The sequence below is a fragment of the Mycobacterium asiaticum DSM 44297 genome (assembly GCF_000613245.1).
Lineage (GTDB): Bacteria > Actinomycetota > Actinomycetes > Mycobacteriales > Mycobacteriaceae > Mycobacterium > Mycobacterium asiaticum.
The window spans coordinates 1043172-1062397 of the sequence record NZ_HG964936.1; the positions used below are offsets into that span (position 1 = coordinate 1043172).

Here is a 19226-nt window from a genome sequence, read left to right on the forward strand (position 1 = left end):
CCCCGATGAGCTACACCAGCGGTTACACCGGCGGCGATCCCGCGGCAGCTGCGGGTGCCGGCAGCGCGGCGGCGACCGCCGCGAATACCGGCGTGCCCACCGCCGGCGTCGCCGGTTTCGGCATGATGCCGATGGCGCTGGCCGGTCTGGCGCGGGCGGGTCTGCTCGGCGACAGCCCGTCCATCATGAACACCACCAAGCCCGCGCCCAAGGCCGAGGAACACGAGGCCGTCGCGCCGCCTACCGAGGCCGAGGTTGCCGAAGCGACGGAAGTTTCGGAAGCTCCGGAAGCGCAGGTGCCGGCGATGAGCGTGCTGCCCACCGTGGCGCCCGAAGTCGCTGTTGCGGCCGCCCCGGGCGAGGCGATGCCGGCCACGCAGACGTCCGTCTCGGGAATACCGGTGACGGGTCTGCGAGCCCAGGCCAAGGAAACTTCCGAGGCGGACGAAGCGGAGGAAACCGTGGTCTCGCTTCGGCCCAAGATCGCCCCCGGGGAGTTCCGCCCTCAGGAGGAGGCTCAGGAAGAGAGCCCGCAACTGCAAGTGCGGGGCGGCTGAGCTGCTTCCTAGTGCGCGGGTGCGCGCAACAGGTTGAGCACGGTTCGGCCCAGCACGATGGGGTCGAGCGGATGCGGCACGGCGGCCTCGGCGCGTGACCAGCTGGCCAGCCACGCATCGTCGGGACGCCCGGTCAGCACCAGGATCGGCGGGCACGCCGACAGCTCATCCTTCAACTGCTTGGCGATGCCCATGCCGCCGGTCGGCGTCGCCTCCCCGTCGAGGATGGCCAGGTCGATGCCGCCCTCGTCCATGGTGCGCACCACCATCGGCCCGGTAGCTACCTCGACGTAGCTCAGCTCGGGAAGATCCGGGTGCAGCCGCTTGCCCAGGGCCTGCATGACCCGTTCGCGGGTTTGGACGTTGTCGCTGTAGACGAGGATCTTCAGTGGGTTGCTCGACTCGGGCACGGTGCAGATGTTAATTCACGCCGTACGAGTCGATTGCACGAAGACGGTCTCCGCCGACACCGTCACTGTGTCCGACATCACACCGAGTTTGTTCCAGTCCAGGTTGAACCGGGATCGGTTGATCTGGGTTGTCCCCGAGATCCGCACCGAGCCGTCGGCGAGCTCGGTGATCGTCACCGGCATCCGCACCGCTTCGGTGATGCCCTTGATCGTGAAGCCGGTTTGTAGTTCGGCCTCCCGGCCGGTGCCGGGCTGCAGGCCGCTGACGGCGACGGCAATCTGGGGAAAGCGCTCGACGTCGAAGAAGTCCGGAGACCGCAGGTGTTCGTCCCGCTTCTTGATACCGGTGTTCAGCGACGCGGCGTCGATGTCGATCCGGCCCGACACCGCGCCCTTGTCGCCCAGCTTGCCTTCCCCGCTGAATTTGGTGAACCTGCCTTTGACGGGCAACACGCCCCACATGTTCTTGATCTTGAATTCGATCTTGGAGCTGTCGGGTACCAGCGTCCAGGGACCCGTGGTCTCGGGATCGGTGAGCAAAGTTTCCAGCGTCGTCATCGGGTCTCGCCTATTCGGTCGTCGGGGAGTCGAGTAGCGGGGCCAGCTCGGCAGGGTCGAAGTATTCGTCAATCCGGCTGATAAGACCTTCATTGTCCAACTTGATCACGATGCAAACCCGCATCGAGATCGATTGACCCGCGTGGCCGGTGGCGTGCAGGACGTGCTGCTGGACGAATCCGGTCCCGAATTCCTGGCGGTCGAGGATTTCGTAGCTTCGCTCGGTCGTGGTCGAGATGAACCATTCGATGACGCGCAGCGCGCGGGCCTTGTCGTTATCGCGGCGGGCACCAACCCGCCACACCGTGATGTTTGGGCTCCACATCCGATCGACGGCGGTCCGGTCGCCATTCTCGATCGCGGCGAACAGTCGGTCGGCCACGTCGACGACGGTGGGGGACATGGGTGCTCCTAGGGGTTGTCGTATCCGGGGTGAGCGGCCGCCAGCCGATGGCCCACCAGGGTCCGCAGGCAGGCGATGACGTCATCGGCGCGCTCGTCCAATGCGCCGTCGCGGATGGCGGCCGCCAGCGCGGCTTCGTCCGCGAAGCCAAGGTTGGCCAACGCCGCCCGGACGTCGGATTCACCGGGGTTGCGCAGTTCGCGTTCGACCATCCGCAGGGCGTTGGCCGCTACCCGGGAGTGGAAGTTGACCTGGCCGGAAGTCGCTTCGCGCACATCGGTTTCCAGGAATTCGGCGACGGCGGCGACCAGTTCCGCCGCGGTGGGCCGGCCGTGTATCCCCGTCACGACGGACTCCCGGCAATCAGGTCGAGCAGGTCCCATTCGTTCTCGCACACCCGTCGGCCGATCGTCGCCAGTTCCACCGACCGGGTCTGCCCGCTGAGGTGACGCTCCGCCTGATACCGGCAGATCACCCCCCAGCGCAGGGTCGCCAGCACCAGCCACCAGTGAAACGTCACCGGGTCGACGGTAGTCGCGCTGGCCTCCTCGTAAGCGCGTAGGAAGCTCTCAATACTGCCCAGGCCGCCCGCGCGCTGACTGGGCGGTGCCCCGAACCGCCAGGCACGCACGCAGAACCAGGCCAGGTCTTCGTAGGCCTCACCCACGTGCACCAGCTCCCAGTCCAGCACCGCGGCGAGCCCGGAGCCGTCGACGATCAGATTGCCCATCCGAAAGTCGCCGTGCACCAACACTTTCGGCGACGGTGGCGGCATGCGGGCGGCCAGCCAGCGGAAGGCCCACTCGAAGGTTGCGGTGGTGTCGCCCATGTCGTCGAGTCGGTCCCGCCATTGCCCGATGGGGTCCTCGCGGGTCAGTCCCGAGTCGCCGGCGTCGGCGCGGTGGATGGCGGCGATCGCCTGTGCACACTGGCGCAACAGCCGATCCCGCGCCGCCCCGGAATCGCCAAGCTGCCGGTAGATGCGCCGAACAATGGTCTCGCCCTTGATCTCCTCACAGATCAGAAACGGGTTGCCGAGTGTGGCCACCGAGTCGTCGGCGATGAGGACATGCGGGACCGGCGCGCCGGCGGCGGCGGCCGCCGCCTGGACCCGTGCCTCCAATTCCATCCCGGCATGGACGTCGTCCGGTGGTCCGGTGCGCAGGATCAGCGACCGGCGCGCGCCGTCCGTCACCGCGTCGAACGCCCAGGTGGTTCGGCTGGCGCCGCCGGTAAGAGCACGCAGATTTTCGATGTTCACCCGCTCATTGAGGACCGAGCCCAGCAGCGCGCCGAGGTCCGCTGCCAGGGTCATCTCTTGCCGAACTTGAAGAGTCGCTGGGCAACTCGGCGGATCTGAATCTCCTCAGCGCCCTCGGTGATTCGGTAGCGCCGGTGGTGGCGGTAGATGTGTTCGAGCTGCTCGTGACGGCTGTAACCGATGCCGCCGAGCACCTGCATCGCCCGGTCGGCGGCCTCGCATACCAGCCGGTTGGCGCGGTAGTTGGCCATCGAAACCTTGTCGGAGACTTCCATGTGATGGTTGGCGTCCAACTGGGTGGCGGCGTAGTACACCAGCAGCCGCACCATCTGCGCCTCGGTCTGCAATTCCACCAGCGGCCACTGCACCGCCTGGTTCACCGCCAGCGGTTTGCCGAATACCACGCGCTCCCCGGCATAGGCCACCGCACGGTCGATACAGTACTGGGCGGCCCCCAGACTGCTGGCCGCCTGGCGAATTCTGTTCTCGTGCAAGAAGGTTTGGCCCACTTCCAGACCGTGGTCGACTTCGCCGAGCACCGCGTCGTCGGGCACGCGCACATCCTTGAGTTCCACCTCGCCGTGGTCGGTCGGCATGTTGAACGTCCACCAGTAGTACGGCACGGTGAAGCCGGGTGCGTCGGTCGGCACGAGGAACGCGGTGATGCCACGCGCCTGTCCTGGTTCACCCGATGTGCGGGCGAACACCAGATCGTGGGTGGCCCGGTGGACGCCGGTGTTGAATCGCTTGGCGCCGTTGATCACCCACCCGTCACCGTCGCGGACCGCGGAGGTCTCCAGCCAGGTGGCGTCAGACCCGTGGTTGGGTTCGGTCAGTCCGAACGCCATCGACCGCTCGCCGGTGATCAGCGCCTCGGTCCATTCCTGCTTCTGCGTCTCGGTCCCGAACCGGTCCATCATGATGACTTGCGGGAAGTTACCGACTATCGACGACTCGTCCTGCAGGTCGTTGTGTAATCCGAGTCCCTTGTGCGCCAGGTATTCCCGGATGACGGCCATGTCGATATTGCTGCCGTCGCGGCCGCCGAATTGGGCCGGGAGCCCGTACCGCAACCAGCCCGCCTTGTCGGCGCGCTTGCGCATCTCACCGAGCAGGTCTTCCCACTCCCGTCGCGGGATGCCGCCGTTGTCCCAGTCGGTGCGGGCGTTCTCCCGCCGGTGATCGAAGTACTGGATATTCTCGCGTTCGAGGGGTTTGATCTCCCGCTCGATGAACTCGTCCATCTCGGCGAGTAGACCCGGAAGGTGTTCGGGGAGACTGAAATCCACGTTGATCGCTCCTAATTGTCAAGCTCCGTACAAGGTCTTCTGCCAAATTTTGGAAAGTACAGCAATGGCGTCCTCGTCGGTCATCGTCACGCCGAGGTTCGGCCTGCCGACGAACACGGTGGTGAAATTCTCGAACAGCAGCGAGATGGCGGCCGCGGTGTGCTCGGGGTTGAGGTCGGTTCCGTAGCCCTGCTCCTGGGCCCGGCGGACGGAGGCGGCCACGATGTTCATGCCGAAGCGGCGGAATTCGTTCTGGACGACGGCGAAGCGCTCCTGGGTGGCGGCCAATTGGGCCACCGCGATCATGATGCCGATGTTCTGCTTGAACATGCCCCAGTAGCCGGTGACCACGGAGACGAAGAACGCGTCGTCGGCCGGGGAGTCGGGCAGGTGGACACTGAGGCCGGACGGTTCGACGACGTCATGCAGGAATGACTCCGCCAGGGCGGCCAGCAGGTCCTCCTTGTCGGTGAAGTAGCGGTAGAACACCGCCGAGGACTTGCCGGCCGCCGAAGTGATGTCGGCCAGCGTGGTTCCGTGAAAGCCCCGCTCGGCGAACAGTTTTCGCGCGGCCAGTTCGATGGCTTGGCGGGTCTGCCGGCCTTTGGCACTGACCAGTTCGGCGGGCATCAGGTACGGATCCGGTCACCCGCGCGCAGCAGCGCGCTCGGCAAGTCGTGTCCGACAGCTTCCTTCGCGACCTGCGCCGCGGCGATCGCTGCTGGCAACTCCACGTCGACGTCGAATCCGCTGTCGGAAAGCAGATACACCAGATCCTCGGTCGCAATGTTGCCGGTAGCGCCCGGCGCGAACGGGCAGCCGCCAAGCCCGCCGACCGAGGCGTCCAACCGGGTGACGCCCGCCAAGACCGCCGCGTAGGCGCAGGCCAGTCCGGACCCGCGGGTGTTGTGAAAGTGGCCGCCCAGCGGCAGGTCGCCGATGACCGGACGCAACTGGGCGATCAGCGAACTCACCCGGCCCGGGGTGGCGGTACCGATTGTGTCGGCGATAGAGAACCGGTCCACCCCTTGGTTACGGGCGGAAGCTGCGATGCTCAGTACCCGTTCCGGGGGCGTCGGTCCCTCGAACGGGGAGTCCCAGGCCGTGGCGACGATGACCTCGACGGTGGCGGCGTTGTCATGCGCGATGGCGACGATCTCACCGATCTGATTCGTCGCCTCGGCGCTGGTGCGCCCGACGTTCTTGCGGCTGAAGGTGTCGTCGGCCGCCACCACGTACTCGATCGACCGCAGCCCCGCGGCGATGGCCCGTTTGGCGCCGTTGGGGCTGGCCACCAGAGCGGAGAACTCGATGCCGGGGAAGTTGTGCAGTTCGGCGGCCAGTTCGGCCGCGTCGGCCATCGACGGCACTTTGGACGGCGACACGAACGCGGTGGCCTCCACCTCGCGCACCCCGGTGGCGGCGATCGCGGCCAGCATCTCCAGCTTGGCGGCCAACGGTACTGGCGTTTCGATCTGCAAGCCGTCGCGCAGCGCCACCTCACGGATGTCGACGTGCGTGCTCATAGCACCTCCTCGGCGACCAACCGGGCGACCTCGTCGGCGGTCTTGCCCAACAGCCCGGTGTAGACGTCCTCGTTGTGCTGACCCGGACGCGCGGGACCGGCGTAGCGGACGGTGCCGGGGGATTCCGAGAGCACCGGCACGATGCCCGGTCCCAGCACCTCGCGATCCACTCGCTCGTCGTAGTGCGGCACCAGCATGCCGCGGGCGCGCAGCTGCGCGTCGTTTACCACTTCGGCGACGGTGTTGATCGGTCCAGCGATAACGCCTGCGGCGGAGAGCGTTTCGATGATATCGACGGGCTGGCGCTGGGCCGCCCAGGCGCCGATGATCTCGTCCAGCTCGTCCTGATTGCGGCCCCGGGCGCCGTGCGTGGCGAACCGGTCGTCTGTGACCAGTTCCGGCTGGCCCATCGCCTTGCACAGCCGGGCGAACACGGTGTCCTGGTTGGCCGCGATCACCACCCAGGAGCCGTCGGCGCTGCGGTAGATGTTCGACGGCGCGATGCCCTCCAGCCGGGTGCCCGATGGCCCGCGCACGACACCGCCGACGTCATAGTCGGGAATGGTGGATTCCTGTACGGCCAAACATGATTCGGTGAGGGCGACATCGACGACCTGCCCGTGTCCGGTCACGCTGCGGCGGTATAACGCGGCAAGCGCGCCCTGCGCGCCGAACATTCCGGCCAGTGTGTCGCCCAGCGACAGCGCCAACCGCGGCGGCGGTCCGCCGGGGAAGCCATTGAGGTGCCGCAAACCGCTCGCTGCCTCGGCCACCGAGGCGTAGCCGGCCTTATGGGCATCCGGGCCGGTCTGGCCGTAGCCCGACACCCGGACCAGGATGATGCCCGAATTGCGTTTGCTGAGAACGTCGTAGCCCAGGTCCCACTTCTCCAGCGTGCCGGGTCGGAAGTTCTCCACCACGATGTCAGATTTCTCGACCAGTTCAAGGAACAGGTCGCGGCCCTCCGGCTTGCGCAGGTCCAGCGTGATGCCCCGCTTGTTGCGGGCGTGCACGGTCCAGAAGACGCGATGCCCGTTGAGTTCGGCCTGTCCCCAGGTGCGCAGCGGGTCCGGGGCACGGGGTGGTTCCACTTTGATGACGTCGGCGCCCATGTCGCCGAGCAGGCGACCGACGAACGGTCCGGCGATCAGGGTGCCCAGTTCCAGCACCCTGATGCCGTCCAGGGCTCCAACAATGCGCCGCTTCTCAGCATCACTGCGTTCTGCATCGTCGCCGGCGGCAGCAATGCGCCGCTGCTCAGCATCACTGCGTTCTGCGTCGTCGCCGGCGGGGGTCACCCGGTGCTCGCGAAGTCGTGCCTGATCAGCCAGTCGGTGACGATGTCGACAGCCTGGCGCAGCTTGTCGCGCTGGTCAGGTCCCGCGTAATAGTGTGTGGCGCCGGGGATTTCGTGCATCTCCTTGTCCGGGTGCCCGATCGCCTCGTAGAGCCGTCGGGTGTGGCTGGGTGTGCAAGCGTCATCGCCCAGATTACCGATCACCAGCGCCGGGATGGCAAGGTCCTTTCCGCATGCCACGCCGTCGCCGCGGGCGTCGTCGTAACTCCACTGCGACAGCCAGCCGCGCAGCGTCGAGTAGCGCGCCAGGCCGACCGGGCTCATGTTCACCACCTGTGGGTCACCCAGGTAGCAGGTGCCGGGGGTGCGCTCGTTGGGGTCGACCGTCGGATCCAGCCAGCGCGGGTCGGCCATGGTGCCGTGCACCACGAAGCAGAACTCGTCGTCGGGCCGGCCCGCCGCCTTCAGCTCGGCCAGCTTGTCGCGCACCCAGGCGGTGATGCGACGGTTGCGGTCGATCTGTGCCTGCCGGTAGCGCGCCAGAAACTCCTGGCTGTAAGGCGGCTGATTCGGGTTGTCCGGGTTGTAGAGGTCCAGTTCGGGATCGCGCTCGGTCGGGTCGGCCTCATCCAGGATCGACGCGTCCAGCCATTCGGTCAGGGTGCCATGCCGGCTGATGTGCGCCGCCAGCAACATGATGCCGTCGGCCGCCGGCAGGTCCAGCTGGGTCAGGTCGGGGCCGTCGCCCGACGGGCTGGCGGTGATGGTGGCGTGCTGGGCCTGCTGTTGATAGAACACCGACAACGAACCGCCGCCGCTCCATCCGGCCAGCACCACCTTGCGATAGCCGAGCCTGTTCTTGGCGTCCTTGATGCACTCGCCGAGATCCTCGACCACCTTTTCCATCAGCAGGGTCGAGTCGGTGCCGCGGAATCGGCTGTTGCAGTAGATGACGTGGTGGCCGGCCCTGGCCAGCGCATTGATCATCGGCAGATACGCGCCGCCGCCGATCGGATGCATGAACACCAGCACGGTGTCCGACGGGCGGTCTTTGGGCTTGAGCAGGTAGCTTTCCAGCACGGTGATCTCGGCCAGGCCGCCGTACACGTCGCGCACACCGGAATTGTTCTGGAAGGCAACGAGATACGGGATGCGTTCGTAGTCGTGTTTGACGGCTTGTGTCATGAGTGCTGTCCCAGGTCGTGTGCCAGTACTTCGGGTGATGGCGTCAGGCGGTGCCGGGTGTCGATCGCGATCACCTGCCAGTCCACCCGCTGATAGTCCTCGAATTTGCGGCGTGCCCGTTCGCGTGCCTTCTCCGGTGCGCCGTGGTGGATGCCCTGTGGCGCATGGGAGATCAGTCCCGGCGGCATCGGGATTCCGTACAGCGAACCGCCGTGGAAGAACGCGATTTCGTCGTAGTCGACGTTGCGGTGATACCACGGTGTGCGCTCGGTGCCGGCCACCCCCTCGGCGGGCTTCGGCAGAAAGTTCATCACGTAGACACCGGTCGCCTGCATGAACATGTGCACCGTCGGTGGCAGGTGCACGCTGTCGGAGGTCACGACGTTGTAGTCCTCGATGTTGAAGGTGAAGGCGAAGTTGTCCCCACGCCAGCCTTCGACGTCGATCGGATTGTGTTGGTAGTACAGGGTTGTCGGGCCGCCGTCCTGGACATCTCGGTGGACGAGCCGCACCTCGTACTCGTCGCGTCCGTCGTCCTCGATCGGGACCGGTTCGGGGATGGTGGCCTGCGCGGGGTCGAAGGGGAAGTGCCTGCCCAGTGTGCCCGGCGGGGGCACCCGGAACTCGTCAGTCGCCTCGATCATCAGCAGCGTGGTCTCGCTGTCGGGGAGCTGGCGCCAGGTGCAGGCTTTGGGAAGGTAGATCCAGTCGCCTTGCCGGTAGCGCAGCGGCCCGAACTCGGTCTCCAGCAGGCCGGCCCCCTGGTGGACGAAACAGAGCAGGTCGCCGTCGATGTGGCGGGTGTGGAACGGCATCTCCTCGTGCCGCCGGCTCAGCAACACCCGGCAGTCGGCGTTGCTGAACATCAGCAGTGGGCCGCCGGCCGCATCGGTAGCGTCGCCGGGCTTGAGCTGGTCCGCCAAGACGTCGATCGGGCGCAGCGGACCGACCGCGCGGAACGCGGTGGGGTCATGGCGGCGGTAGATGTTGGCCGTGCGCCCGGTGAAGCCGCCGCGCCCCAGTTCGTCGTCCTTGAGGCCGTCCAGGTCGGCGTGGACGCGCCGCGGCGTCCGGCCCTTGCGCAGGTGGATGAAGGATTCCATAACTGTCTCCGGGGGTCCGCCGCTACAAAACTAAAAGTAACATTACTTTTTCTTTTGCTCGGGCACAAGGCCGGCTGACCCGGACGGAGCCGCATCAGCGTACGCGCAGCACGACCTTGCCTTTGGCGCTGCGGTTCTCCAGCGACGCGACGGCGGCCGCCGCCTCGTCCAACGGGAAGACCTCCGGCTCGGGAGGGGCCAACTTGCCGGACGTGAACAACTCTTCGAGTGCCGCCCATTGCTCCTCGAGCGCACCGGGATGCCTGCCCGCCCAAGCGCCCCAGCCGACACCGACCACGTCAATGTTGTTGAGCAGCAACCGGTTTACCTTCACGGTCGGTATTTCGCCACCAGTGAAGCCGATCACCAGCAGCCGTCCGGCGGGGGCCAGGGAGCGCAGCGAATCGGTGAAGCGGTCACCGCCGACCGGGTCCACCACGATGTCGACGCCGCGCCCACTCGTCAACTCCTTGACCGCATCCTTGAACCCGTCGGCCAGCACCACATCGGTGGCGCCTGCCGCAGTGGCGATTTGGCCCTTCTCTTCGGAGCTGACCACCGCGATGACGCGGGATGCCCCCAACGCGGGCGCCAACCGCAGCGCCGACGTGCCGATGCCGCCGGCCGCGCCGTGCACCAACACCGTCTCGCCCTGCTGCAGTCGGCCGCGCATGGCCAGCGCGAAGTACACCGTCAGGTCGTTGAACAACACACCGGCGCCGGCCTCGAAGCTGACGTTGTCCGGCAGCTTGAACAACCGGTCGGGTGCGAGCACGGCGACCTCGGCCATGCCGCCGGTGAGCATGGTCAGGCCCAGCACCCGGTCGCCGGGCTGTACGTGGGCCCCGTCCGGAGCCGACCGCACCACGCCGGCGATCTCCGCGCCGAGCACGAACGGCGGGTCCGGCCGGTACTGATAGAGGCCGCGGGTGAGCAACGCGTCCGGGAAGGCCACGCCGGCGGCGTGCACATCGACAACCACACCGTCACCGGTGGGTTCGTCGATCTCGGCCAACTCGATCGAGTCCGGACCATCCAGCTGAATCACCCGTGCTGCGCGCATGGGCACACCCTACTTCCGGCTCAGAAGCCACCCGCAACCCGCACGACGGCCCGGCCGGTGAATGTTCCGGCGCGCAGTTGGTCGAGCACGCCGACCACGTCTTTGACGTCGACTTCGGTGGTGATCGCGTCCAGATGGCGGGGTCGCAACTGCTCACCCAGCCGCGCCCAGATCTCCCGTCGGGGACCGATCGGCAGCTGCACCGAATCCATGCCCAGCAGGGCCACGCCCCGCAGGATGAACGGCATCACGGTGGTGTTCAGCGCCGCGCCGCCGGTCAGTCCACTGGCCGCAACCGCACCGCGGTAGTCGACGGCGCTGAGCACGTCGGCCAGAGTGGCCCCGCCCACGCAATCCACGCCGCCGGCCCAGCGCGTCTTGGCCAGCGGCCGCGGCTTGGCATCCGGATCCGCCGGCAGCCGGCCGATAACTTCAGCGGCGCCAAGCGATTTCAGGAGCTCTTCGGCGTCGGGCTTGCCGCTCGAGGCCACCACCCGGTACCCGGCCGTCGCCAGCAGATCGACACTGACGGTGCCGACGCCGCCGGATGCGCCGGTGACGACGACCGGTCCGGCGTCGGGCCTGATACCCCAGTCGATCAGGGCCTGCACGCTCATGGCCGCCGTGAAGCCCGCCGTGCCGATCGCCGCCGCCTCGCGTGGACTCAACGGGCCCAGCGGCACGACCTGATCGGCGGGCAGCCGCGCGTATTCCGCGTAGCCGCCATGCTGACCGGTGCCAATCTGGTAACCGTGGGCGACGACGGCGTCTCCGACGGCGAATTCCGGCGAACTCGAGGCGACGACTTCACCGGCCAGGTCGATGCCGGGAACTACCGGATAACTGCGCACCACGCCGGCGCCGGGCGTTACCGCCAGCGCGTCCTTGAAGTTGACGCTCGAATACAACACCCGCACGGTGACCTCGCCGGGCGGCAGGTCGGATTCCTCGAGTGTCTCGATAGACGTGGTGATGTCGTCGCCGTCTTGCCGCGCCAGCAGCGCGTGGAAGGTTTGCATGGTTCGACGCTAATCTCACCTCATGAACCCATTCCCACTCGGTCGCTATTCGGTTGCCCGGATAGGCTTCGGCGCAATGCAACTGCCCGGCCCGAACGTGATGGGCCCGCCGCGTGACCATGACGAGGCGATCGCGGTGTTGCGGCGGGCGGTGGAACTCGGTGTCAACCACATCGATACCGCGCAGTTCTACGGGCCGAACGTGGCCAACGAGCTCATTCGCGAGGCGCTGTATCCGTACCCGGAGAACTTGGCTCTGGTGAGCAAGGTGGGTGGACGTCGCGACGACGAGGGCGCCTGGCTGCCGCTGTCCGACCCGGCCGATCTGCGCCGCGACCTGGAAGCCAACCTGCGCACGCTCGGAGTGGATCAGCTGGCCGCGGTAAACCTGCGGCTATTCGAAAGCAAGGCGCCGGACCAGCTTTTCGACGACCAGTTGGCGGCCCTGATCGCCGCTCGCGACGACGGGCTGATCGGGGGCATCGGGCTCAGCGAGATCACCGTCGAGCATCTCCGGCACGCCCTGGAAGGCACCGAAATAGTCTGTGTGCAAAACGCTTTCAACCTGGTACACCGGGCGTCGGCGCCGGTGCTGGACGAATGTGTAGCGCGCGGAATAGCTTTCGTGCCATTCTTCCCGCTGGGGGCGGCGTTCACCGGCCCGAACAATCCGGTGCTCGGCAACGAGTTCGTGCGCAGCACCGCCGAACGGCTCGGTCGCACTCCGGCGCAGGTCGCGCTGGCGTGGACACTCAGCGTGGCGCCCAACGTCTTGCTGATCCCGGGCACGTCGTCGGTGCGCCACCTGGAGGAAAACCTGGCCGTCGCGGATATCGATCTCGACGAACAGACCCGCCAACAGCTCGACGCCGTCGCCGGGTGAGGCTGGTCCGCGCGGGGGTCGCCGCCGATGCGGCCGCGTGTGCCCAGATCTACCGCCCGTATGTGCTGGACACCGCGATCACCTTCGAGACCGAAGTCCCGTCCGCCGAACAGATGGCGAACCGCATTGCCGCCGCCCGCGAGAATTTCGAGTGGCTCGTGCTCGAGGTCGACGGTTCGGTGGCGGGTTATGCCTATGCGCAGCATTTCAATCCGCGCGCAGCGTATCGATGGTCCATCGAGTCCAGTGTGTATCTCCACCCGGATCGATTACGCTCGGGCGGCGGACGGCTGCTGTATACGGAATTGCTGAGCCGTCTCGCGCGTCGCGGCTACCGGCGCGCGTTCGCCGGCATCACCCAGCCCAACGAAGCCAGCAACGCGTTACACGCAGCGTTCGGTTTTCAGCCGGCAGGTCTCTACCGGCGGGTCGGCTGGAAAGCGGGTGCATGGCACGACGTGCAGTGGTGGCAGCTGGATCTGCTTTCGCCCGACGAAGAGACAGATCCGCCCCCGGAGCTCAGCTGAACCGTGGGAACAATTCGAGCGCATTGCCGCGCTCGATGGCTCTGCGGGCGGCGTCGTCCAAAGCAGCATGGCTTGTCAGCCCGCCCGCGAACAACTTCGCCACCTCGATGGGGGCGAAGGGAAAGTCCGATCCGAAGGTCACATGCCCGGGCTTGGCGAAGGCGAGCAAGGTAGGAAGTGCGGCCGGGCTCGACGACAACGCGGTGTCGAAGTAAAAACCGGCGAATTCGTCGAGTACCTGGAACGGGTCACGGCCGGTGTCTGCCGTCACGCCCATCGCCAACCGGTAGCTGGCGTATGGCACGAAACCACCGGCATGGCCGAGGATAAACCTGATGTTCGGATAGCGCTGCCGTATCCCATTGCGCACCAGCAGGTATGCCGCACGGGTGGTGTCGAGAAGGAAGTCGGTAACGAAGGGCGCGATCCCGGGCACCGTCGGTCCCGGCAGCTCAGCCGGATGAATAAAGGCGGCCGCCGACCGCGCGTCGAGTGCTGCAAAGAGCTCGTCCTGGCCGTCTTCGCCCAGGTAGACGCCCGCATGGTTGGCTAGCAGGATCACGCCGTCGGCGTGCAGGTCGTCCAATGCCCGTACCGCTTCCGCGATGCTTTGCTCGACGTGCGGCATCGGCAAGGTCGCGAAGAACCCGAACTTGCCCGGATGAGCCACGACAACCTCAGCGGAATTGTCGTTGAGGTCACGCGCCAGCGCGGCGGCATCGCCGACCGAGGAGAGGAAGGTCGTTGCCGGGGCCGATACGGAGAGTATGGCGGTAACGATGTCCAGTTCCGCCATCGCCGCCAGTGACTCCTCCGGGCTCCAATCCGGCAGGGCCCGCCCTCCCGCAGCGTCGATTCCAGCCTCGCGCAACAATTTTGCGTAGCGCCGCGGGATCATGTGGTGGTGGGTATCGATGCGAGGCATCACTGGCTCCTTAACGAGTGACCCGCCGCGGCCGCGAATCGGCCTGAGCTGGTGCCGTGGTGGTCACCAACTTAGCCCGCGAAGAGACGCGAAGGCGCCCCAAAATGGCCATTTGGGGCGCCTTCGCGTCTGCTCGCGCGGGCTACTTGAGCTCGGCGGACGACAGGCCCAGCAGCCTTCGGGCGACCACCAGCTGCTGAATCTGCTGGGTGCCTTCGAAGATGTCCAGGATCTTGGAGTCCCGTCCCCACTTCTCCAGCAGCGTCTGCTCGGAATAGCCGGTGGTTCCGGCCAATTCGACCGCCTTCAGTGTGACGTCGCTGGCCATCCGCCCGGCCTTCGCCTTGCTCATCGACGCTTCTTTGGAGTTCGGAATGTTGTTGTCGGCCTGCCAGGCGGCTCGCAACGACAGCAGGTAGGCGGCCTCCCAGTCGGCTTCCATCCGCAGGAACTCAGCGGCCGCCGCGCTCTGCACCTGCGCGGGCCGGTCGTAGTTGATCTCGACTCCGGCCTCGGCAAGGATCTTGCGGATCTCCTCCAGTGCGGCCCGCCCGATGCCGACCGCCATCGCCGCCACGATCGGCCGCGTGTTGTCGAAGGTTTCCATCACGCCGGAAAAGCCTTTGCCGACTTCGATTTCGGGGTTGCCGAGCAGGTTGTCCTTCGGAATGCGGGCATTGTCGAATCGGATCACCGCGGTGTCGGATCCTTTGATGCCGAGCTTGTGCTCGAGACGTTCCACCGTGACGCCCGGGTGCTCGCGTGGCACGATGAACGACTTGATCGCCGCGCGGCCCTGTGACTTGTCCAGCGTTGCCCAGACCACAATGTGGGTGGCCCGCGAACCCGCTGTGACAAAGATCTTCTCGCCGTTGATCACGTACTCGTCGCCGTCCAGCTTGGCGGTGGTCGTCACCGCCGCCGAGTCGGAGCCGAATCCCGGTTCGGTGATGGCCATGGCGGCCCATACCTTGCCCAAACGCTCCAGTTGCTCCTCGGTGGCCACGGCGGAGATCGCCGCGTTGCCCAAGCCCTGGTAGGGGATGGACAGCATCATCGCGACGTCACCCCAGCTGGCCTCCAAGGTCTGCACCAGCGCAGCCATGTTGGCGCCGTTGTGATTGTCTTCCTTGTTCTCGGCACCGCGCAGCTCGCCGGCACCGGCGAAGCTGTAGGACTCCGACGCGCCCTCGAACAGGCTGATCAGGGTGTCGAGTTCGACCGGATAGGCGTGTTCGCGCAGGTCGTACTTGCGGGCGATGGGCCGCACCAGCTCCGCAACGCCTTGGTGTGTCTTGGTGACGACGGCTTGCAGTTTGCGGGGGAGCTCCAGATTGATTGCCATGACTGTTCTTTCCTTCGCTCGAAACCTAGATGACCACTACGCCCTCGGCGACGCCGATGGCCCGCAAATCGCGGTACCAGCGTTCGACCGGGTGCTCCTTGGTGAAACCGTGGCCGCCGAGCAGTTGCACACCGTCCAGGCCGATCTGCATGCCTTTGTCGGAACCGAGCCGCTTGGCCAGCGCCGCCTCGCGGGCGAACGGCAGGCCCTGCTCGGCGCGGGAGGCGCCGCGCCAGGTGATCAACCGCAGCCCGTCCAACTCGATGGCGATGTTGGCGCACATGAAGGCGACGGCCTGTCGCCGGGCGATCGGCTCGCCGAAGGCTTGGCGTTCTTTTACGTACGGGACGACGTAGTCGAGCACCGCGTGCGAGGTGCCGACCGCGAGCGCGGCCCAGCCCAGGCGCGAGAGCGCGATCGCTTCGGAGTAGTCGTCGTCGGTGGCCCCGTCCTCGCCTAACCGGGCGTGCAGTGGCACCGTTACGCCGTTCAGTTCGACCTGTCCCAGAGCCGCCGCGCGGATACCCATGCTGGGGTCGGGCTTGACGGTGAGGCCCTGGCTGGACGATTCCACGATGAACAGCGCGGGCTTGCCGTTGAGCTGTGCGCCGATGATGAAGAGCTCGGCGTCGGCCGCGGCCGGTACCAGCGACTTCACCCCGTCCAGCCGGTAGCCCGACGGGGTCCGCACCGCGGTGGTGCGCAGCCGCGTCGGATCGAAGAGGGGCTGGGGCTCGGCGATGGCGACACAGGCCTGCGGCACGTTCTCGCCGGCGAACTCTTTGAGGTAGGTGTCCTGCTGGTCGGCGCTGCCCCAGTGGACCAGCGCGGACGCGACGCCACCGGGCGCCAGGATCGGCAGCGCCTGCCCCATGTCGCCGTACGCAAGCGCCTCGGCCACCAGCACGTTGGTCACCGCCGAGCGGTGCTCGGCGATGCCCTCGAACTCCTCGGGAATGTTGATCGCGGTGATGCCGAGTTCGGCCGCCTTGGCGAGTAGGCCGGAGGGACCCGCGGGATAAGTGGCGGCTTCGTCGGCGTCGTGGGCGGCGGGCCGCAGGATCTCGGCGGCGAATTCCTCGACGGTCTCGACGATCATCTGCTGGTCGTCGTCGGGTGACAGATCGAAATAGTCCTTGCCGCTGGACTTGAGTCGGGTCGGCGCGCCGCGCAGGCTCTGCACCTTCTTGAACTGCCGACTGGCGGCTCCCATGGTGGAGAACAGCGTCTTGGTGCCGTATTGCAGGCTGCGGTTGAGCGGACCGCGCAGGTTGTATTTGTCCAGGAATTCCTGGCCGACGATTGGGGTGATCAGGGCGATGGCGACGTCGACGCCGGTTCGCTTGTGTGGCTGCATCCCGATCGCGGTCTGTTCGCCACGGCCTTTGCGGCGCTTGCGGGTGGGTTTTGGGGCGGTGTCGGTCATATCGGCAGCCTCGGTCGTTGGGGCGTTGCGTGTACAACCGTATCTTACTCCGGAGTAAGATAGATAGGGTCGTGTTGCCTAATTCACACCGAACCCAAGGCGCTCAATACCTGTTCATGCAGCAGGCCGTTCGTCGCCACGGCACTCCCGCCGTGCGGCCCGGGGGCGCCGTCGAGGGCGGTGAACTTCCCGCCCGCTTCGCGGACCAGGATGTCAAGGGCGGCGAGGTCCCACACCGATACCTCGGGTTCGGCGGCGATATCCACGGCACCCTCGGCTAGCAGGCAGTAGGACAGGAAGTCGCCGTACGCGCGCACCCGCCAGACCGTATCGGTCAGATCGATGAAGCGCTCGCGCAGACCGAGCTGAGCCCAGCCGGACAAGCTGGAAAACGATAAGCTCGCCGAATCAACCTGTGCCACAGCAGAAACCGACAGTGAACGGCCCGGCCCGCCATCGACCGATGCGTAGGCGCCCTGGCCGCTGGACGCCCACCACCGCCGGTGCAGCGCCGGGGCGCTCACCACGCCGACGGTTGGGACGCCGTCCTGCAGCAGCGCGATCAGGCTGGCCCACACCGGCACGCCTCGGACGAAGTTCTTGGTGCCGTCGATGGGATCGATGATCCACTGCCGCCCGGCGAATGTTGCGGTGCCGCCGAACTCCTCGCCGAGCACGCTGTCGCCGGGCCGCTCGGTGGCGATCGCGTCGCGCAATTCGGTCTCCACGGCGCGGTCAGCGTCGGTTACCGGGGTCAAGTCGGGCTTGGTCTCGACGCGCAGGTCGATCGCACCGAACCGGGCGCGAGTCAGCGCGTCCGCCCGGTCGGCCAGGGCCAGCGCAAAGCGCAAATCCGTCGAATCCGGGTGACTCATGCCAGCAGTCCTACCATGGACATGTGTGGGAATTCATGGTGCTGCTTCTCCTGGTCGCGGTACTCGTCGTCTTTCTGGCGCCGCGGTTCATCAAGCCCGGGCCGCGCGGCGCCCTGGCCAGCGGCACGCTCCTCGTGACGGGTGTCACCTCGGGTCCCCCAGACGCCTCCGGGCAGCAGTTCGTCACCATCTCGGGTGTGATCAATGGGCCCACCGTCAATGAGCACGCCGTGTACGGACGCTTGGTGGTCGGTGACGATGCGCCGCGGCCGGCCACCGGCCAGCAGTTGCCCGTCGTTTACTCACCGAAAAACCCGGACAATTGGCGATTCGCTCCGTCCGAGCCGCCGCCGGCGGCGCCGCAGCCGTTCGATGACTAGCGGCGCCATGGGGGTTCTTGGCCGCCCGCAGTCCGTATAGCGATCGAGGTTGCATCCGCACCCGACTCCGGAAGTGTTTGCAGATAACGCAACTGCTGCGAGGACGGACGCTTGGGCAGCGTCTAGGCGGTCTCACGCAGCTCCTCGCAGCCCTGCTGCGCGTGCGTTGATCATCTTCGCGCCTCGCTCGCGCTCGGCTTGGGCTTTGCGGGCCATCGTTCGTTGCATCGACTCGGAAATCTCGACGTCCCGCACCGGATGGGCCGCAACGTTATTCACAACACCATTTGTCACTGGGGACTTATGGCCCTGATTTCGGGACCATCGCCCCTGGGCGGCGGTTTGCCCGGCCCATAGCGTGGTGGTTGCAGCAGGGATCGAAAGAGGGAGGCCGAGATGAGCCACCGCGAGTCACGTCCAGCAATCGTCGTCGGCATCGACGGGTCGAAATCGGCCCTGGATGCAGCACTGTGGGCCATCGACGAGGCCGCCGAGCGCGAGGTCCCGTTGCGACTGGTCCATGTGATCGATGCGGCGCATATAGGCGAGGCCGGCGGCATCGAAGCTCGCCAGGCCGCCGCGCGCTCGGCCCTCTATGACGCCTACCGTGCGGTCGAGGCGGTGGGCCGGCACGTCCAGATCGAAACCGAGGTCCTGTGGGGCAAGCCGCTGGCCAAGCTGTTGCAGGAATCCAGATCCGCGCTGATGATCTGCGTCGGCTCGATGGGGCTCAACCACGCGCGCTGCGGCCAGGGCTCCGTCGCGGGCTCCTTGGCCGGATCGTCGCTGTGCCCCGTCGCGGTCATCCACCGCGCACCTGATGGCGCGGCCGAACCTCGGGTGCGTAGCGTCGTCGCGGAAGTGGACAATGGGGCGGTGCTGCGGCACGCATTCGACGAGGCCCGGCTGCGCAAGGTTCCGCTGCGCGCGATCTCCGTGCAAGGGCACGCTGGCGATCAAAGTGGCGGTGCGCAAGCACAATTGGATCGACGCCTGGCGCGGTGGACGCGGTTGTACCCGGACGTCCGAGTGGAGCCTGCCACCGTACGCGGGCAAGCCGTCCGATACATGGCCGATCAAGGGTCGCCGGGACAGCTGTTCGTCACCGACTCGTACGCGGCGCAGGTCTGCAGCGTCTACAACGCGGGATCGTCGGTACTTACCGTACGGTGCGCCAACTTGTAGGGTGCTGGT

The 19226-nt window shown here is 66.8% G+C and carries 21 protein-coding genes and 2 pseudogenes; 5 read left to right on the top strand and 18 right to left on the bottom strand.

Annotated elements, in window-relative coordinates; all coding sequences use genetic code 11:
- Positions 1-557 (top strand): annotated as a pseudogene (locus tag BN972_RS30160) (hypothetical protein); the annotation flags it as partial.
- Between the two features lie 8 nt (positions 558-565).
- Here BN972_RS30160 and BN972_RS04960 read toward each other — a convergent pair.
- From BN972_RS04960 to BN972_RS05020, 13 genes are all read right to left on the bottom strand, one after another.
- On the bottom strand, positions 566-967 hold the full coding sequence (locus BN972_RS04960) for an Rv3143 family two-component system response regulator (protein ID WP_051545057.1): 402 nt from the start codon (positions 965-967) through the stop codon (positions 566-568).
- A 15-nt stretch (positions 968-982) separates the two neighbouring features.
- On the bottom strand, positions 983-1525 hold the full coding sequence (locus BN972_RS04965) for a YceI family protein (RefSeq protein ID WP_036353564.1): 543 nt from the start codon (positions 1523-1525) through the stop codon (positions 983-985).
- A 10-nt stretch (positions 1526-1535) separates the two neighbouring features.
- Complete coding sequence (locus tag BN972_RS04970) at positions 1536-1928, bottom strand: nuclear transport factor 2 family protein (protein WP_036353567.1); 393 nt, start codon at positions 1926-1928, stop codon at positions 1536-1538.
- Between the two features lie 8 nt (positions 1929-1936).
- Positions 1937-2275, bottom strand: a complete 339-nt coding sequence (locus tag BN972_RS04975; protein ID WP_036353570.1) for a DUF6285 domain-containing protein — start codon at positions 2273-2275, stop codon at positions 1937-1939.
- A complete protein-coding gene (locus BN972_RS04980) occupies positions 2272-3243 on the bottom strand; it encodes a phosphotransferase family protein (protein ID WP_036353573.1) in 972 nt (323 codons plus the stop codon). The genes BN972_RS04975 and BN972_RS04980 overlap by 4 nt, the downstream gene beginning before the upstream one ends.
- Positions 3240-4478, bottom strand: coding sequence for an acyl-CoA dehydrogenase family protein (locus BN972_RS04985; protein WP_036353575.1), 1239 nt, complete (start codon positions 4476-4478; stop codon positions 3240-3242). The genes BN972_RS04980 and BN972_RS04985 overlap by 4 nt, the downstream gene beginning before the upstream one ends.
- Before the next feature lie 18 nt (positions 4479-4496).
- Positions 4497-5108, bottom strand: coding sequence for a TetR/AcrR family transcriptional regulator (locus tag BN972_RS04990; protein ID WP_036353578.1), 612 nt, complete (start codon positions 5106-5108; stop codon positions 4497-4499).
- Positions 5108-6004 (bottom strand): hydroxymethylglutaryl-CoA lyase, encoded by an 897-nt coding sequence (locus BN972_RS04995; RefSeq protein ID WP_036353582.1) that lies wholly within the window; start codon positions 6002-6004, stop codon positions 5108-5110. The genes BN972_RS04990 and BN972_RS04995 overlap by 1 nt, the downstream gene beginning before the upstream one ends.
- A complete protein-coding gene (locus BN972_RS05000; protein WP_036356564.1) occupies positions 6001-7200 on the bottom strand; it encodes a CaiB/BaiF CoA transferase family protein in 1200 nt (399 codons plus the stop codon). Before BN972_RS05000 ends, BN972_RS04995 begins: the two co-directional genes overlap by 4 nt.
- Positions 7201-7298: 98 nt before the next feature.
- Positions 7299-8486, bottom strand: coding sequence for an alpha/beta fold hydrolase (locus BN972_RS05005; RefSeq protein WP_036353585.1), 1188 nt, complete (start codon positions 8484-8486; stop codon positions 7299-7301).
- Positions 8483-9589, bottom strand: coding sequence for a homogentisate 1,2-dioxygenase (locus tag BN972_RS05010; protein WP_036353588.1), 1107 nt, complete (start codon positions 9587-9589; stop codon positions 8483-8485). The genes BN972_RS05005 and BN972_RS05010 overlap by 4 nt, the downstream gene beginning before the upstream one ends.
- Before the next feature lie 94 nt (positions 9590-9683).
- A complete protein-coding gene (locus tag BN972_RS05015; RefSeq protein WP_036353590.1) occupies positions 9684-10652 on the bottom strand; it encodes an NADPH:quinone oxidoreductase family protein in 969 nt (322 codons plus the stop codon).
- A 20-nt stretch (positions 10653-10672) separates the two neighbouring features.
- The gene (locus BN972_RS05020) at positions 10673-11671 is read right to left on the bottom strand and encodes an oxidoreductase (protein WP_036353593.1); all 999 of its coding nucleotides are present in this window, start codon (positions 11669-11671) and stop codon (positions 10673-10675) included.
- 22 nt (positions 11672-11693) lie between these two features.
- Here BN972_RS05020 and BN972_RS05025 point away from each other — a divergent pair, with 22 nt between their 5' ends.
- Positions 11694-12554 (top strand): oxidoreductase, encoded by an 861-nt coding sequence (locus tag BN972_RS05025; RefSeq protein ID WP_036353596.1) that lies wholly within the window; start codon positions 11694-11696, stop codon positions 12552-12554.
- Complete coding sequence (locus BN972_RS05030; protein ID WP_390176180.1) at positions 12551-13081, top strand: GNAT family N-acetyltransferase; 531 nt, start codon at positions 12551-12553, stop codon at positions 13079-13081. The genes BN972_RS05025 and BN972_RS05030 overlap by 4 nt, the downstream gene beginning before the upstream one ends.
- Here BN972_RS05030 and BN972_RS05035 read toward each other — a convergent pair.
- From BN972_RS05035 to hisN, 4 genes are all read right to left on the bottom strand, one after another.
- Positions 13074-14006, bottom strand: coding sequence for an amidohydrolase family protein (locus BN972_RS05035; protein WP_036353598.1), 933 nt, complete (start codon positions 14004-14006; stop codon positions 13074-13076). The two genes, BN972_RS05030 and BN972_RS05035, sit on opposite strands and share 8 nt — an antisense overlap.
- Before the next feature lie 142 nt (positions 14007-14148).
- Positions 14149-15351, bottom strand: coding sequence for an acyl-CoA dehydrogenase family protein (locus tag BN972_RS05040; protein WP_036353601.1), 1203 nt, complete (start codon positions 15349-15351; stop codon positions 14149-14151).
- A 25-nt stretch (positions 15352-15376) separates the two neighbouring features.
- Positions 15377-16777: an acyl-CoA dehydrogenase family protein gene (locus tag BN972_RS05045; protein WP_036353604.1), complete on the bottom strand. Its 1401-nt coding sequence runs from the start codon at positions 16775-16777 to the stop codon at positions 15377-15379.
- Positions 16778-16860: 83 nt separating this feature from the next.
- The gene (gene hisN / locus BN972_RS05050; RefSeq protein WP_036353607.1) at positions 16861-17652 is read right to left on the bottom strand and encodes a histidinol-phosphatase; all 792 of its coding nucleotides are present in this window, start codon (positions 17650-17652) and stop codon (positions 16861-16863) included.
- A gap of 23 nt (positions 17653-17675) precedes the next feature.
- Here hisN and BN972_RS05055 point away from each other — a divergent pair, with 23 nt between their 5' ends.
- Complete coding sequence (locus BN972_RS05055; protein WP_036353610.1) at positions 17676-18032, top strand: hypothetical protein; 357 nt, start codon at positions 17676-17678, stop codon at positions 18030-18032.
- On the opposite strand, the pseudogene BN972_RS30165 reads toward BN972_RS05055, so the two are convergent.
- Positions 18029-18287: pseudogene (locus BN972_RS30165) on the bottom strand (hypothetical protein); the annotation flags it as partial. The gene BN972_RS05055 and the pseudogene BN972_RS30165 overlap by 4 nt on opposite strands.
- Positions 18288-18428: 141 nt before the next feature.
- Between BN972_RS30165 and BN972_RS05060 the strand changes: the two are divergent.
- Complete coding sequence (locus tag BN972_RS05060) at positions 18429-19217, top strand: universal stress protein (RefSeq protein ID WP_036353611.1); 789 nt, start codon at positions 18429-18431, stop codon at positions 19215-19217.
- Positions 19218-19226: the final 9 nt, after the last annotated feature.